Source organism: Vibrio sp. 2-2(8), from assembly GCF_963888495.1.
GTDB classification, from domain to species: Bacteria; Pseudomonadota; Gammaproteobacteria; order Enterobacterales; family Vibrionaceae; genus Vibrio; species Vibrio anguillarum.
The window spans coordinates 51,901-67,888 of sequence record NZ_CAWPJM010000004.1 but is presented as its reverse complement, the minus strand read 5'-3'; the positions used below and the strand labels follow the sequence as shown (position 1 = coordinate 67,888).

Genomic DNA, 15,988 nt, shown 5'->3' with positions numbered 1-15,988 from the left:
GTGCCAAAATCAAGTAAACTTGATTCTGATTGGTCACTCAGTTCATTGATAAATCTTTTTTGATTATCATCAACGAGTGCCCACACAGATTGATAGGTTTATATTGTTAAAGAGCGTTCTTCGCTGGCTTGCCGAGGCTTCCTTTGAAGAGGCGGCCATTCTAGCGAGATAATGAAAAGTGTCAAACACTTTATTAAATTATTTCGTCTTACTGATTTGACCTACTGATTGGCTGGCTAATTGGGCTTGAACCCTTACTGGCTGTGCCGTGTCAGTGAGGCGGCATTATAGGGAGAACGAAGATGAGTGCAAGCGGTTTTTAATAAAAAATAAGAAAAACATCTATTTTGTTTAAATAGCAGCCACAAAGCATCAAAAGAGAGCATTTCGCTCTCTTTTGATAGGCTTTAATCTCTCTCGATCTTAAATAAAAGCGTAGGCATCAGCAAACATGTGATCGCTTTTTGCATTTTTGTATTGGGTAAACTGTTCTCTTGCTGCTCCAGCCATATCAAAACGACCTGCAATATAAATGTCGTACGCTTCTAACGACTCGAAATCATCATTGATCGCTTGGAGTACATTGCCAATCTTGCCATTCCAACCTTCATCAGCCGTTTCAACAACAGGTACAAAGTGGATGTTCTCAAATTGCTGAGCAATCTCACTCAGTTCTGTTTTTGCATAGAGTTGGTAAACGTCTTTTGCTCCCCAGTACAAATAGATAGCGTTACTTTTCTTTTGGCTAATACAGTGATCTAAAATCGAGCGTACGTAGCTAAAACCTGTTCCTCCAGCAATGAGTAGTAGAGGGCGCTCATTTTCTTTTACCCACGCATCACCATGAGGTGCATCTATATTGACTAAACCCTTGTTGCTTAATGCCGTTCTCATTTTCTCAACCACTTCCTGTGCATAAGCATTGTGCTCGGCGGCACCAATGTGCAACTCTAGTTCACCAGTACGGCAAGGGCTGCTTGCGATAGAAAATGGACGTTTATCTTTCTCACCCATTTCTACCATGAGATATTGCCCAGCTTTAAATGCAAGAACGCTTTCAGGTTGGAGGATGATTTTATAAGTATTAGAGGCTAATGGCTCAATTGACTTTACTTTACATTGGGTGGTCATGTTTTTCCTCTGACTTACTCTGCAAAAGTAAGTACTAAGTTACTTGTTGCAAAGGCTTGGCAAGGGAATATCCAACCTTGTCGCTGCTCTTCGTCAGTCAACATCGGTTCTAAGTTATATTCCACTACACCTTCTAATTTTCTGCACATACACATAGCGCATGCACCTATTTGACAACGGTGTGGAAAAGAGATGTTCTTGTTGAGCGCAGCTTCCAACACCGTTGTACCGTCTTGCACTTCAAAAGTATCGCCTTTCGGCAGCAAGATCACCGTATAAGTCATAAAATACCTAGCTCATCCCAGAGCGAGTCTATTTTGGTGACGACCTCGTGATCTTTTTGGATTGGCGTCCCCCACTCTCGCTGAACTTCACCAGAGAGTTTGTTGGTTGCATCCAGCAGGAGCTTGGAACATTGCCCTTCATTAGCTTCTATACGATCAGTATCTCGAGACGGATCCATACGCGTGGTTATCGCCCAAATCACATCATTCCAATCTCGGATATTCACATCATCATCACAGAGCACAACAAACTTCAGGTTTGAAAATGTCTCTAAAAATGCCCATATCTTTTTTAACAGCTCTTGAGATTGACCAGCGAACGCTTTGTTCATGGATACCATCAAGAAACCATCATTAGAAAATGGCACTAAATAGATATCAACAATCTCAGAATGCTGTGCTCTAAGCTGATCCAAATGCTCAGCTTTGATCTGAGGAGCCGTTGATGGTGATGACTGTTGTCTTGTACCGTCACTCTCGACATCCCATTTAATGGTAGCATCTAAGCCCATTTTGGAGCCTAGCCCCACCACTGGAGAGGCAAAATCAAGTGAATCAATCGGTGTATGTTCGATGAATAAAGTGTCTCGGACTGGGTCCATATGTGTTGTCATTGCATTGATAACTGAATTCCAATCACGAGCATCGACTAATTCATCGCACACCACCACATATTTAGTGTACATAAACTGGCGAAGGAACGACCAAACTCCCATCATGACTCGCTTTGCATGACCAGGGTATTGCTTTTTCATCGTCACCACCGCCATTCGATAAGAACAACCTTCCGGCGGTAAATAGAAATCGACGATTTCAGGGAACTGTTTTTGGAGTATAGGTACAAACACTTCATTTAACGCAACACCAAGCACAGCTGGTTCATCAGGTGGGCGTCCGGTATAAGTGCTATGGTAGATAGGATTGCTGCGCATTGTGATATGCGTAACCGTAAAGACACGATGCTTTTCAACTTCATTATAGTAACCCGTGTGATCACCATAAGGCCCTTCGTCAGCATATTCGTTTGGATCTATGTAGCCTTCCAGCACAATTTCCGCACTAGCAGGCACATCTAGATCATTACTGAGCGATTTAACCACTTCTGTTTTACTGCCTCGTAGCAATCCCGCAAAAGCATATTCAGAAAGCGTATCTGGCACTGGTGTCACCGCGCCTAGAATGGTTGCAGGATCAGCACCAAAAGCCACTGAAACGGGGAAATTCTCTCCGGGGTGAGTGTCCATCCAATCTCTTAAATCTAGAGCACCACCACGATGCGCCAGCCAACGCATGATGACTTTGTTTTTACTGAGTTTCTGTTGGCGATAAATCCCGAGATTTTGTCGCTTCTTGTTTGGCCCTTTAGTGATGGTCAGCCCCCAAGTTAGAAGGGGTGCCACATCATCGGCCCAACAACTCATCACTGGGATTTTGTCTAAGTCAACATCGTTGCCCTGCCAAACAATCTCCTGGCAAGGAGCCTTGCGTAGTCGTTTGGTTGGCATGTTGAGCACTTGCTTAAATAAAGGCAATTTATCGATAGCATCTTTGAAGCCCTGTGGTGGCTCAGGCTCTTTGAGATAAGCCAGTAATTTGCCGACTTCCCTTAACTCTTGGACATCTTTACGCCCCATGCCGATCGCGACGCGTTTTGCGGTGCCAAACAAGTTAGTGAGCACCGGAACCGTATAACCGATCGGGTTTTCAAATAGCAAGGCAGGACCTGCGGCACGCAAAGTGCGGTCGCTAATTTCCGTCATTTCATAATGAGGGTCAATCGGGCAAGTAATGCGTTTTAGTTGGCCTGTTTTTTCCAGATGGTCAACAAATTCACGTAAATCCTTAAAGCTCATAGGCCTACTACATCGCTGATTAAACTGCAGGCAGTATAACAAAAACAACCCATTAACGATCCCCAAATTTCATAGGGTTATTGAGAGAGGGCTTGCAAAATACCACGACTTTTCACCTGAGAATTACTCACCAGTAAATCCTTTAGCCAGCGGCTGTGTCCTTGCTCGACCAAAGCAGTGGCCACTAAATTGACCTCTTCATTGATTGACATTTTGGCTATCAGAAAGTCGCGGATATCAGAACGCATGGGGCTGATGCGAACTAATGCCTTAATCGCTTGTACTTTTAAACTTGGATTTTCACTGGCGGCCATGATCTGTTTTAGCGCAAATTCATCGCTTACGCTGGCTAATCGTGTGAGTTCCTGCTGAATGGAGAAATCGACCCGCATCAGCCACAGGAGTTTATAGATTTTAGGATCTTCACTAACTTGAGCTAATCGAACCATCACTTGTGTGGAAGGCAACCATCCGGTCACTGGCTCTGATGTCAGTTGCTCAGTGAGCGCAGCTAAAGCACTTGGGGATAGTGTATCTAACTCGCGGATCAGTAACGTTTCGCGAATTTTTACTTGATATTGAGTCCCTGACAACCATGTTTTCAGTACTAGCTCTTGGCGCTCCGCCTTCACCAAGAAATCGAGAATGGTTTGTTCCTGCCGCCAACGCTTTAATAAACGGCTGGCTATCGCAGAAGAGTCAAAAGCTGGGGTTGAGAATTCATAGCCTTGTTCTTTTTCGACAACTTGATAAGTGGGTGCAAGCGCTTGCTGCTCTTCAATGAATATCACCATATTCGGCGTTAGGGCGAGATCCAACTGCTCGATTTTTTGCAGCAACAGAAAACGTGCGGCTTCTTGCGGTAATAGCGCTAAACGTTGTAATGAAAAACGCAAAGAATCAAATTCATCATGTACCGCGTACTGCAATAACTCTGCACTTTTATGGCGAATTTGTTCTTCCTGAAGCCATTTCTGAGCTGTATCAGACGTTATTTCTATAGAGGCAGCACTTGGCCACGCACAAAATAAAAATAGCGAGAGGAGAAGCGACGACAACATTCCTTGTTGCATTTTAACCTCCTTGTAACATTTGGCCTATTGTGGAAGGTTAATGGGTCAAATGCAAACAAAAACGCCACCGATAAACGGTGGCGTTGGTCATACTAAACTTAGCGTCTATTATTGACGGCGCATCGCATCAAAAAACTCATCATTAGTTTTCGTCATCGCGAGCTTATCAATTAAGAATTCCATTGCGTCACTTTCACTCATTGGGTGAACGATCTTACGCAAAATCCACATTTTTTGTAACTCATCAGGCTTAGTAAGCAACTCTTCACGACGAGTACCGCTGCGGTTGAAATCGATAGCAGGGAAGACACGTTTTTCCGCAATTTTACGGTTAAGGTGCAATTCCATGTTACCTGTACCTTTAAACTCTTCGTAGATAACTTCATCCATTTTAGAGCCAGTATCAACCAGTGCCGTCGCAATAATCGTTAAACTACCGCCTTCTTCTACATTACGAGCCGCACCAAAAAAGCGCTTAGGACGTTGCAATGCGTTGGCATCCACACCACCAGTCAACACTTTGCCAGATGACGGGATCACTGTGTTGTAAGCACGAGCTAAACGTGTGATGGAATCAAGCAGGATAACGACATCTTTCTTATGCTCAACCAAACGTTTTGCTTTTTCGATCACCATTTCTGCCACTTGTACGTGACGCGAAGCTGGCTCATCGAACGTAGAAGCAACCACTTCGCCTTTCACAAGGCGTTGCATTTCCGTTACTTCTTCAGGACGTTCGTCAATCAGTAGCACCATCAACACGCAATCAGGATGGTTGTTAGCAATACTTTGCGCGATATTTTGTAGCAACATGGTTTTGCCCGCTTTTGGCGGAGCAACAATCAAACCACGCTGGCCTTTACCAATCGGAGAGGCAAGGTCTAGAACTCGTGCCGTAATGTCTTCTGTCGAGCCATTACCACGCTCCATGATCATACGTTCATTGGCATGCAGTGGAGTTAAGTTCTCAAATAAAATCTTGTTACGTGCATTATCCGGTTTGTCGTGGTTAACGGTGTTAACTTTTAACAATGCGAAATAACGTTCGCCTTCTTTTGGTGGGCGAATTTTGCCGGATACTGAGTCACCGGTGCGTAAGTTGAAACGGCGAATTTGGCTTGGTGATACGTAGATATCATCAGGGCCAGCTAAATATGAACAGTCGGCGCTACGTAAGAAACCAAAACCGTCTTGAAGAATTTCCAAGACCCCATCACCAAATATATCTTCACCACTTTTTGCGTGCGCTTTTAGGATGGAGAAGATGATGTCTTGTTTTCTTAGACGCGCTAGGTTTTCGAGGCCTAGGCTCTCACCAAGTTTCACAAGATCAGACACAGGTCTGTTCTTCAATTCTGTTAGATTCATTGTGGTGGATACTTGTTTAGTCAAAATAGGATCTATTTTCTAGTTAAGATGGATTTTGGTCTCAGGATCGACCAAGAAGTGAACACTTGTCTAATTAACGTGCGATAAACTAGCACTAAATAATAGCCTAGTCTAGAGTTTGTTTCTTTTCAAAAAAACAAAGCCGTGCATCAGAAAATGTACGGCTTTGCGATACCTGTTATAGGTTTGCGTCCAAAAACTCTTTCAATTGAGTTTTTGATAACGCACCAACTTTCGTTGCAGCGACGTTGCCATTTTTGAACAGCAGCAAGGTTGGGATGCCACGAATACCAAACTTAGGTGGAGTACCTGCGTTGTGGTCGATATTTAATTTACCGATAGTCAGTTTGCCTTCGTACTCGCTAGCGATTTCATCCAAAATTGGTGCAATCATCTTACAAGGACCACACCATTCTGCCCAAAAATCAACAAGAACAGGGCCTGCAGCTTTGATTACATCGTTCTCAAAACCATCATCTGTAAGCTGCAAAATCTTATCGCTCATCTTCCACTCCAATATGTTTTTCTGCACTGATTATAAGCTAACCAGTAAATAGATGCTCTATTGGAATGTATTTACTTTCGTATTGCAAGCTTAAGCTGATATTCTATGGCGATGAAAAAGACACATATCACAGAGCAAAAGTTCGCCGATTTGGGATTACATCCTCAAGTTGTTGAAGGATTGGAAAAAAAAGGGTTCGATTACTGTACCCCGATCCAAGCCTTGGCGTTGCCGGTACTGCTCACCGGCCAAGACATTGCAGGCCAGGCCCAAACAGGGACTGGTAAAACGCTTGCGTTTCTCGCTGCTACTTTTAACCACTTACTAACAACCCCTGAACATGAAGGGCGAAAACCGACGCAGCCGCGTGCCATTATTATGGCTCCGACTCGTGAGTTAGCGATTCAAATTTATAACGACGCCGAACCTCTGATTGCCAGTACTGGCATCAAAGCCGCGCTGGCTTACGGTGGTGAAAGCTACGATAAGCAGTTGTCTAAGCTGCAAGATGGTGTCGACATATTGATCGGTACAACAGGACGTATCATAGATTTCTACAAACAACACGTGTTTAACTTGAATAATATTCAAGCTGTAGTGCTGGATGAAGCCGATCGCATGTTTGACCTTGGTTTTATCAAGGACATTCGTTTTCTGTTTCGCCGTATGCCTGAACCTAAAGAGCGCCTGAACATGCTGTTTTCAGCCACGCTTTCTTATCGCGTTCAAGAGTTGGCGTTCGAGCACATGCATAACCCTGAGCACGTGGTTGTTGAACCAGAACAAAAAACTGGCCATCGCATCCAAGAAGAGCTGTTCTACCCGTCTAACGAACATAAGATGGCGCTATTACAGACACTGATAGAACAAGACTGGCCAGATCGCGCCATCATTTTTGCCAACACAAAACACCGCTGCGACTCTATTTGGGGTCATTTAGCTGCAGATGGGCACCGTGTCGGCCTGCTAACGGGTGATGTACCGCAGAAGAAACGTGAAAAGATCCTTGAGCAATTTACTACCGGTGATGTCGACATTCTTGTTGCAACCGACGTGGCAGCGCGAGGCTTACACATTCCTCAAGTCACACACGTATTCAACTACGACTTACCTGATGACTGTGAAGACTACGTGCACCGCATTGGTCGTACAGGTCGCGCAGGAGAGAGTGGTCACTCGATTAGTTTTGCCTGTGAAGAGTACGCCATTAACCTAACCGCGATTGAAGAGTACACCGGGCACGCAGTTCCTGTTTCTGATTACGATGTATCGGCGTTGATTGAAGACTTACCACCGCCAATTCGTCTGCGTTCTCGTAATCCTCAGCAGCGCCGCACTAATAACAATGGCCCTCGTACTGGCAACCGTAAGCCACAAAGTCGTCGCCCACGTCAACCGCATCAAAGTAATAAGGGTTCGTAATCCATTTATGAGTAAAGCCGTCTCCTCGCCGCTCTACGCTGCCATCGACCTTGGGTCGAACAGTTTTCATATGCTCATCGTGCGTCATATTGATGGCAGTGTACAAACGATGGCCAAAATAAAGCGCAAAGTACGCTTGGCCGCCGGGTTAGATGATAACAACGCTCTTAGCCAAGAAGCGATGCAGCGAGGATGGGACTGCCTCAGTTTATTTGCGGAACGACTACAAGATATACCCGCCAGCAATATCCGTATTGTTGGCACTGCCACACTGCGTACAGCCACCAACGTTGAGCTGTTTTTAACTCAAGCCAACCAAATACTCGGCCACCCCATTCAGGTTATTTCCGGTGAAGAAGAGGCGGCCACTATCTATAAAGGAGTGGCTCACACTTCGGGTGGCTTAGGACGACGCTTGGTTGTCGATATTGGTGGGGCCAGTACTGAACTCATCATTGGTGAAGGGTTCGATGCCAAAGCGTTAACCAGTTTAAAAATGGGCTGCGTCACTTGGCTTGAGCGCCATTTTAAAGACAGACAGCTTAACGCGGCTAACTTTAATCGAGCGATCGATGCGGCAAAACAGACGTTAGCGCCTATCCTTGAGCAGTACACACAGTTAGGTTGGGATGTGTGCGTGGGTGCCAGTGGCACAGTACAAGCGTTGCAAGAAATTATGTTAGCGCAAGGGATGGATGAGGTGATCACTCATACCAAACTAAAACGCTTGCAAAAACAAGCGATGCTCGCCGATCACTTGGAAGAGCTTGATATTGAAGGCTTAACTTTAGAGCGAGCGTTAGTTTTCCCAAGTGGCCTCTCGATTTTAATTGCCATCTTTGAACTGCTCGAGATTGAATCGATGACTTTAGCTGGCGGCGCATTGCGTGAAGGCTTAGTGTATGAAATGGTCGAAGAGCTGCGCCAAGATGACATTCGAACGCGTACCATCAATAGCGTTCAGGTGCGATATCAAATTGATGTTGACTACGCCAAGCAAGTGGCTCAACTTGCCCAATCGCTGCTCAAACAGTGTGGGGGGGAAGATTGGATTGCGGAACCGCAAGCTGAAATGCTGCTCACTACCGCTGCACAATTGCATGAAATAGGGTTAGCGATTGATTTAAAAAAAGGCGGTGAACACAGCGCCTACCTGTTACAAAACCTCGACTTACCCGGCTATACCCGTGCACAGAAACACTTTCTAGGCGAAATTGCTCGTCGTTATCGCGAGCAGCTCTCTTCATTGCCAGAGCAGTACGCTCTGTCGGGCAACAGCGCCAAGCGGGTGTTACGTTTACTGCGCCTTGCCGTATTGCTCAGCCATCGTCGTAACGAGGCACTACAGCCTAAATTTACACTGCAAGCTCAAGGTGACCAACTGACTCTTCGGTTATCCGCCAAATGGTTAGCGGCCAATCCTCTCACCACCGCCGAGCTGGATATTGAAGCAAACCGTCAAAGCGACATTGGTTGGCCACTCATTATCGACCCATCATAGTTATAAGATGCAGACACATAAAAAAGCCCGAGCAGCACTTGCTCGGGCTTTGATTTTCTCTCTTCCTAGTATAATGGCTTGCTACTCCACTACTGAACATTTCAACTACTGAGCATTGATCCCAACGGTTCGAAAATCAGGGTTGACCGCTGTCAGCTTCCGGATCAAGTAATTGAGCAGCACACCGTACATCGGCACAAACAGGCCTAAACTGATCACCAGTTTAAAACCATAATCAACCAAAGCAATTTCGGTCCAATGTTCAGCCATGAACGGATCGGGGCTTTGATAGAAAGCAATCGCAAAAAAAGCGACCGTGTCTAATGCATTACCAAATAACGTAGAACATGTTGGCGCAACCCACCACTGCTTCATCTGGCGCAGACGATTAAACACATGCACATCCATAATTTGCCCTAGCAAATACGCCATAAAACTGGCAATAGCAATACGAGCAACAAACAGATTAAACTCATGAAGCTGAGCAAGCCCTTGGAATTGACCTTCAAAAAATAGCACCGAGAGTGCATAAGAAACAATCAAAGCCGGTAACATCACTAAGAAAATGATTTTACGAGCCAACGCTGCACCAAAAATGCGTACAGTGAGATCCGTTGCCAGAAAAATGAATGGGAAAGTAAATGCGCCCCAAGTGGTATGTAAACCGAATACAGTAAAGGGCAACTGAACCAGATAATTGCTCGATGCGATAATGATCAAATGAAATAGCACTAAAAGTGCCAAAGCTTTGCGCTGCTGCGCAAGGGTAAAGTAACTCATTGTGTACCTTTTTAGTTTGTTTTGGGGGCGAGGGAACCCAAATCGAAGAATTAGTCTTGCATTAATTTGTAGGCCTAACACGCGTTCATATTCAAATCACGAGCTCAGCGGCGGGCGATTATACAGCAATAAACCCCCTCGACAAGCCTTGAAATAAGAGCAAACGTTTACCCATTGAAGAAAATATCACCGTTTTAAAATTCCCCTTTCACAGCTAAAGGCCGACCTTTTTGTTGTAGACATCCATGGGAACGTGCTACTCTTCGCCTCCATTTTTTCTGGCCTTATTTTCATTTTCTAGGATGAAACTCTCTGGGTCAGTGCTATCTTTTAACATGCTGATAGACGCAAATATCAGCATTCAATCCTAACCTAACGTGGAACAGAACAGATGGGCAAAGGTACTCTTTATATCGTCTCTGCACCCAGTGGTGCAGGCAAATCAAGCTTGATCTCTGCGATGTTGGAAACCAACCCAACCTATGCGATGAAAGTCTCTGTTTCACATACCACACGCGGCATGCGCCCGGGCGAACAAGATGGTGTTCATTACCATTTTGTACAAAAAGAGCTGTTTGAAGAGTTGATTACTAAAGGTGAATTTCTCGAACATGCTGAAGTATTTGGCAACTACTACGGCACCTCTAAGGTATGGATTGAAAATAACCTTAACAAAGGCATTGACGTTTTTCTTGATATTGACTGGCAAGGCGCGCGTCAAATACGCGACAAAATGCCGGATGCAAAAAGTGTGTTTATCCTTCCTCCTTCAAAAGAAGAATTGGAACGCCGCTTGAATGCTCGTGGTCAAGACAGTGAAGCCGTCATTGCTAAACGTATGAATGAAGCTCAAGCTGAAATCTCGCATTACACCGAATACGACTATGTCATCATAAATGATGATTTCGATGTGGCATTAATGGATTTCAGAGCTATTTTACGTGCTGAACGATTGAAGCAAGACAAGCAAGCTGCTAAATATAACAGCATGCTCAACGCGCTACTGGCGGAATAATCACCCGCTCAAACAAGGCAAAGTCTATCGCTAGTATAAACAAAGATTAGACTGTATACTTTCTCGTCATTTAAAAATTTTTAGTTAACTATTTGGAGTTCTCATGGCACGCGTAACTGTTCAAGACGCTGTTGAAAAAGTGGGCAATCGTTTCGACCTAGTTCTGATTGCGGCTCGCCGCGCTCGTCAAATGCAAACTGGCGGTAAAGATTCATTGGTGCCAGAAGAGAACGATAAGCCAACCGTTATCGCTCTGCGCGAAATCGAAGAAGGTCTTATCACGAAAGATGTGCTTGATGCTCGTGAGCGCCAAGAGCAGAAAGAGCAAGAAGCCGCAGAATTGGCCGCCGTAAGCAGCATCGCTCACAACCGTTAATTCTGCCATTCAAATTCAACAACCTTCCGGGCCTATAATTTGTATCTATTTGATAGCCTTAAAGACGTTGTCCAAGAATACCTAACAGAGCCTCAAATTGAGGCTCTGCGTCAATCTTATGTGGTCGCACGTGAAGCCCATGAAGGGCAAACCCGTTCTAGCGGCGAACCTTACATCATTCACCCTGTTGCGGTTTCTCGAATTTTGGCTGATATGCGCCTTGATTTGGAAACGCTACAAGCAGCGTTATTACATGATGTCATCGAAGATTGCGATGTCACTAAAGACGATCTTGAAGCGCAATTTGGTCACGCCGTGGCGGAATTGGTAGACGGGGTTTCTAAACTCGACAAGTTGAAATTTCGTGATCGTAAAGAAGCTCAAGCCGAGAACTTTCGTAAGATGGTGCTGGCAATGGTGCAAGACATTCGCGTTATTCTCATCAAACTTGCTGACCGCACACACAATATGCGTACCCTTGGCGCATTGCGCCCGGATAAAAAGCGTCGTATTGCCCGTGAAACGTTAGAGATTTACGCGCCTCTTGCTCACCGCTTAGGGATTCATAACATCAAGACTGAGCTAGAAGAGCTTGGCTTTGAAGCATTGTACCCAAATCGTTATCGCGTATTGAAAGAAGTGGTAAGATCCGCTCGCGGTAACCGCAAAGAGATGATCCAACGCATCCACAGTGAAATTGAAGGCCGCTTGCAAGATTTCGGTTTGAAAGCACGCGTGGTCGGCCGTGAAAAGAACCTGTTCTCCATCTATAACAAGATGAAAACCAAAGAGCAGCGCTTTCATACCATTATGGACATCTACGCTTTTCGAGTCGTGGTCGACACTGCAGATACTTGTTATCGTGCATTAGGCCAAGTTCATAGCTTGTACAAACCTCGCCCGGGGCGCATGAAAGATTACATCGCCGTGCCCAAAGCGAACGGCTACCAATCTTTGCATACCTCGATGGTCGGCCCACACGGCGTCCCAGTTGAAGTGCAGATCCGCACTGAAGACATGGAACAGATGGCCGACAAAGGTGTTGCTGCTCATTGGTCTTACAAAGGTAATGGCGAACGCACTGGCACCACCGCGCAAATTAAAGCACAGCGCTGGATGCAAAGCCTACTTGAACTACAACAAAGCGCTGGCAACTCGTTTGAGTTTATTGAGAACGTTAAGTCGGATCTTTTCCCTGATGAAATCTACGTCTTCACCCCCAAAGGCCGCATCGTTGAGCTGCCTGTCGGGGCAACTGCGGTTGATTTTGCCTACGCGGTACACACCGATGTCGGTAATACCTGTGTTGGAGCTCGTGTTGATCGAAACCCTTATCCGTTAAGTAAATCACTGAAAAACGGCCAAACGATTGAAATCATCAGCGCACCTGGGGCTCGCCCTAATGCCGCTTGGCTCAACTATGTGGTCACATCTCGCGCTCGTACTAAGATACGTCAAGTGCTCAAAACCATGCGCCGTGAGGAATCGATCACACTTGGTAGACGTTTGCTCAATCACGCGCTGGGTGATCTTTCACTCAGTGACATCAGTGACGAGAACATTAAGCATGTGATTGGTGAGCTTAAAATGGCCACGGTCGATGATCTGCTGGCCGCAATTGGTTTAGGCGAACTGATGAGTATTGTCATTGCGCGTCGTCTGCTTGGCGATGCTGATGAGCTGACCGAAGTGGAAAGCAATGATGGCAAACCGAAAAAGAAACTGCCGATCCGCGGCGCTGAAGGTATTTTGCTCACGTTTGCTAACTGCTGCCACCCCATCCCAGACGATCACATCATTGCGCATGTATCTCCGGGTCGTGGTTTAGTGGTGCATCGTGAAACCTGCCCTAATGTTCGTGGCTACCAAAAAGAGCCGGATCGTTACATGGCGGTTGAGTGGTCTAAAGATTACGACCAAGAGTTCATCACCGAACTGAAAGTGGACATGCAAAACCACCAAGGTGCGTTAGCGGAACTGACGAATGTAATCTCGAAAACAGGTTCCAACATTCATGGCCTCTCCACCGAGGAGCGTGATGGACGTTTGTATACTGTCACTGTGCTGCTGACCACCAAAGATCGCATTCACTTAGCAAACATCATGAAAAAAATTCGTGTGATGCCTCATGCACTGAAAGTGCGACGCCGGAAAAATTAAACTATCCAAATAAATAAAACCCCTTGCGGCTAACCACTCATGGGGTTTTTTATTTTCCGACACCCTACCTCCATCTTGCATTTTAGGCGTCACTATTCAAATTAGCCGATGGCCTGCCGCTTATCGACCATTACATGATTTTATGCTGTACAAAAAAACAGTTCGATGGTTGAATAATAGATAACGATACTGTTAATGAGCCCTGTTATGTCACAGCTACTGTCCGCGATTCCTCTCACCTCACTCTCTGGCGTGGGCGCTAAAGTGGCTGAAAAACTGGAAAAGGTTGGCTTAATCAGTGTGCAAGATCTGCTGTTCCATCTCCCTTTACGTTATGAAGACCGAACACGGATCTACCCTATCGCTAAATTGCATCCCGGGCTTTGGGCCGCTGTGCAAGGTAAAGTCATGGCGGTGGATACGGTTTTTGGCAAACGCAAAATGCTCACAGTAAAAATAAGCGATGGTAACGGCACCATTACGCTGCGTTTTTTTAACTTTACGGCTGGGATGAAAAACAATTTTGCTGAAGGTAAGTTAGTGCACGCTTACGGTGAAATTAAGCGTGGTGGATTCGGCCTTGAAATTGTTCATCCTGATTATAAATTTTATGCTCCTCAGCAACAGCCAGATGTCGAAGCTAACTTAACACCCGTTTACCCAACAACCGATGGCCTGCGCCAACTCACGCTACGCACACTCACTGATCAAGCATTAAGTTTACTCGACAAAGCCGCCGTACAAGAATTGCTACCTGCCGGGTTATATGATCACCAAATTACGCTCTCTGAAGCGCTGCACATCATTCACCGGCCGCCGCCGGGCATTAACCTGCAACTGTTTGATGAAGGGAAACACCCGGCGCAGGTTCGCTTAATTATGGAAGAGCTGTTGGCACAAAACCTCTCCATGCTGGCTGTACGCCATCAAGGCCAGCAAGATATCGCATTGCCACTGGCTGGGTCTGGCAAACTCAAACAACAACTGCTTTCACAACTGCCTTTCTCTCCCACTAAAGCACAAACACGTGTTGTGACAGAGATCGAAGTCGATCTGGCACAAGCTCACCCCATGATGCGTTTAGTACAAGGTGATGTGGGCTCAGGGAAAACCTTGGTCGCAGCATTGGCCGCCGCACATGCTATCGAACATGGCTATCAAGTAGCATTAATGGCACCGACGGAATTGCTGGCCGAGCAGCACGCGATTAACTTTGCCAACTGGTTTGAAGCAATGGGCATCCAAGTCGGCTGGCTGGCGGGTAAATTAAAAGGCAAAGCGAAAGAAACAGAACTGGCTCGCATTGCCAGCGGTGAGGCAAAAATGATAGTGGGTACTCACGCTCTTTTCCAAGAACAAGTTGAATTTCATCACCTTGCGCTCGTCATCATTGATGAACAACACCGCTTTGGCGTCCACCAGCGTTTAGAACTGCGTGAGAAAGGGGCGAAGCAAGGCGCGTATCCGCACCAATTGATCATGACCGCAACGCCGATCCCACGAACTTTAGCGATGACTGCTTACGCTGATTTAGAAACCTCCGTTATTGATGAACTGCCACCGGGACGAACGCCCATTCAAACTGTCGCAATCCCAGATACAAAGCGTGATGATATCGTCGAGCGCGTACGTCATGCCTGTTTGAGTGAAGGAAAACAGGCTTATTGGGTCTGTACTTTGATTGATGAGTCTGAGGTGCTAGAAGCGCAAGCCGCCGCCGACACAGCGCAAGAACTACAACGCACTCTGCCCGATGTCAAAATCGGTTTGGTGCATGGCCGAATGAAGCCGAGCGAAAAACAAGCGGTGATGCAAGCCTTTAAAAACAATGAACTGCACTTGCTGGTTGCCACAACGGTGATTGAGGTTGGCGTTGACGTGCCGAATGCGAGCTTGATGATCATCGAAAACCCTGAGCGTTTGGGCTTAGCACAGTTGCACCAATTACGCGGCCGCGTAGGGCGAGGCTCTGTCGCCAGTCATTGCGTATTGCTTTACCATGCACCACTATCGAAAACCGCGCAAAAACGCTTGGGTGTACTGCGTGAGAGCAATGACGGTTTTGTGATTGCCCAACGAGACTTAGAAATTCGCGGTCCGGGTGAGCTGCTTGGTACCAAACAGACCGGCCTCGCGGATTTCAAAATTGCGGATTTAGTCCGTGACCAACGTTTAATTCCTGAAGTACAGCGCATTGCTCGCTACTTACACGACCATTATCCAAGCCACGCGACCGCCATTATCGATCGCTGGTTAGGAGAGAAGGACATCTACGCCAAAGCATAAGATTGTTCGTTCTGTATTCCCCTCTCCCTTACACAGCAAAGCAAACGTTTGCTTTCTTGCGTAAACCCTCTATAATTTCGCCAATTTTTTTAGTGAACTACTCACTTATCCAGTCCGAGCAGATTCTGATTAACAGCAATCACAGATGACGTGTCTGCTCCACTTAGTGCTCCCACTCAGCGAACGCTAAGACAACAACGCACCATTAGGAAA

13 protein-coding genes are annotated in these 15,988 nt (G+C 46.0%); 6 read left to right on the top strand and 7 right to left on the bottom strand.

Annotated features, from left to right (window positions below; translation table 11 throughout):
- Positions 1 to 423: 423 nt before the first annotated feature.
- The 6 genes from fre to trxA all read right to left on the bottom strand — a co-directional run bounded on the left by fre (position 424) and on the right by trxA (position 6,235).
- Positions 424 to 1,131 carry an NAD(P)H-flavin reductase gene (gene fre, locus AACV12_RS01805; protein ID WP_170901366.1) on the bottom strand — a complete coding sequence of 236 codons (708 nt, stop codon included), beginning with the start codon at positions 1,129 to 1,131 and terminating at the stop codon, positions 424 to 426.
- A gap of 14 nt (positions 1,132 to 1,145) precedes the next feature.
- Entirely contained in the window at positions 1,146 to 1,415 is a 270-nt protein-coding gene (locus AACV12_RS01800; RefSeq protein WP_013855397.1) for a 2Fe-2S iron-sulfur cluster-binding protein, read from the bottom strand.
- Positions 1,412 to 3,268, bottom strand: coding sequence for a 4-hydroxy-3-polyprenylbenzoate decarboxylase (ubiD, locus tag AACV12_RS01795; protein WP_170901364.1), 1,857 nt, complete (start codon positions 3,266 to 3,268; stop codon positions 1,412 to 1,414). Before ubiD ends, AACV12_RS01800 begins: the two co-directional genes overlap by 4 nt.
- A gap of 77 nt (positions 3,269 to 3,345) precedes the next feature.
- Positions 3,346 to 4,341, bottom strand: coding sequence for a hypothetical protein (locus AACV12_RS01790; protein WP_170901362.1), 996 nt, complete (start codon positions 4,339 to 4,341; stop codon positions 3,346 to 3,348).
- A 108-nt stretch (positions 4,342 to 4,449) separates the two neighbouring features.
- Positions 4,450 to 5,709: a transcription termination factor Rho gene (gene rho / locus AACV12_RS01785; RefSeq protein WP_010319292.1), complete on the bottom strand. Its 1,260-nt coding sequence runs from the start codon at positions 5,707 to 5,709 to the stop codon at positions 4,450 to 4,452.
- A gap of 199 nt (positions 5,710 to 5,908) precedes the next feature.
- Entirely contained in the window at positions 5,909 to 6,235 is a 327-nt protein-coding gene (trxA, locus tag AACV12_RS01780) for a thioredoxin TrxA (protein ID WP_010319293.1), read from the bottom strand.
- Positions 6,236 to 6,346: 111 nt separating this feature from the next.
- Here trxA and rhlB point away from each other — a divergent pair, with 111 nt between their 5' ends.
- Both rhlB and gppA read left to right on the top strand, forming a co-directional pair.
- Positions 6,347 to 7,657 carry an ATP-dependent RNA helicase RhlB gene (gene rhlB / locus AACV12_RS01775; RefSeq protein ID WP_170901368.1) on the top strand — a complete coding sequence of 437 codons (1,311 nt, stop codon included), beginning with the start codon at positions 6,347 to 6,349 and terminating at the stop codon, positions 7,655 to 7,657.
- A gap of 7 nt (positions 7,658 to 7,664) precedes the next feature.
- Positions 7,665 to 9,158: a guanosine-5'-triphosphate,3'-diphosphate diphosphatase gene (gene gppA, locus AACV12_RS01770; RefSeq protein WP_017045714.1), complete on the top strand. Its 1,494-nt coding sequence runs from the start codon at positions 7,665 to 7,667 to the stop codon at positions 9,156 to 9,158.
- Between the two features lie 105 nt (positions 9,159 to 9,263).
- Here the strand turns inward: gppA and AACV12_RS01765 are convergent, their stop codons facing one another.
- Positions 9,264 to 9,938: a 7-cyano-7-deazaguanine/7-aminomethyl-7-deazaguanine transporter gene (locus AACV12_RS01765; protein ID WP_026028324.1), complete on the bottom strand. Its 675-nt coding sequence runs from the start codon at positions 9,936 to 9,938 to the stop codon at positions 9,264 to 9,266.
- Positions 9,939 to 10,329: 391 nt separating this feature from the next.
- Here AACV12_RS01765 and gmk point away from each other — a divergent pair, with 391 nt between their 5' ends.
- The 4 genes from gmk to recG all read left to right on the top strand — a co-directional run bounded on the left by gmk (position 10,330) and on the right by recG (position 15,775).
- Positions 10,330 to 10,953, top strand: a complete 624-nt coding sequence (gene gmk / locus AACV12_RS01760; RefSeq protein WP_017044367.1) for a guanylate kinase — start codon at positions 10,330 to 10,332, stop codon at positions 10,951 to 10,953.
- A gap of 103 nt (positions 10,954 to 11,056) precedes the next feature.
- The gene (rpoZ, locus tag AACV12_RS01755) at positions 11,057 to 11,329 is read left to right on the top strand and encodes a DNA-directed RNA polymerase subunit omega (protein ID WP_013855406.1); all 273 of its coding nucleotides are present in this window, start codon (positions 11,057 to 11,059) and stop codon (positions 11,327 to 11,329) included.
- Positions 11,330 to 11,368: 39 nt separating this feature from the next.
- Positions 11,369 to 13,489 (top strand): bifunctional GTP diphosphokinase/guanosine-3',5'-bis pyrophosphate 3'-pyrophosphohydrolase, encoded by a 2,121-nt coding sequence (spoT, locus tag AACV12_RS01750; protein ID WP_017045712.1) that lies wholly within the window; start codon positions 11,369 to 11,371, stop codon positions 13,487 to 13,489.
- A 207-nt stretch (positions 13,490 to 13,696) separates the two neighbouring features.
- Positions 13,697 to 15,775 (top strand): ATP-dependent DNA helicase RecG, encoded by a 2,079-nt coding sequence (gene recG / locus AACV12_RS01745; RefSeq protein WP_170901360.1) that lies wholly within the window; start codon positions 13,697 to 13,699, stop codon positions 15,773 to 15,775.
- The last annotated feature ends 213 nt before the right edge of the window (positions 15,776 to 15,988 follow it).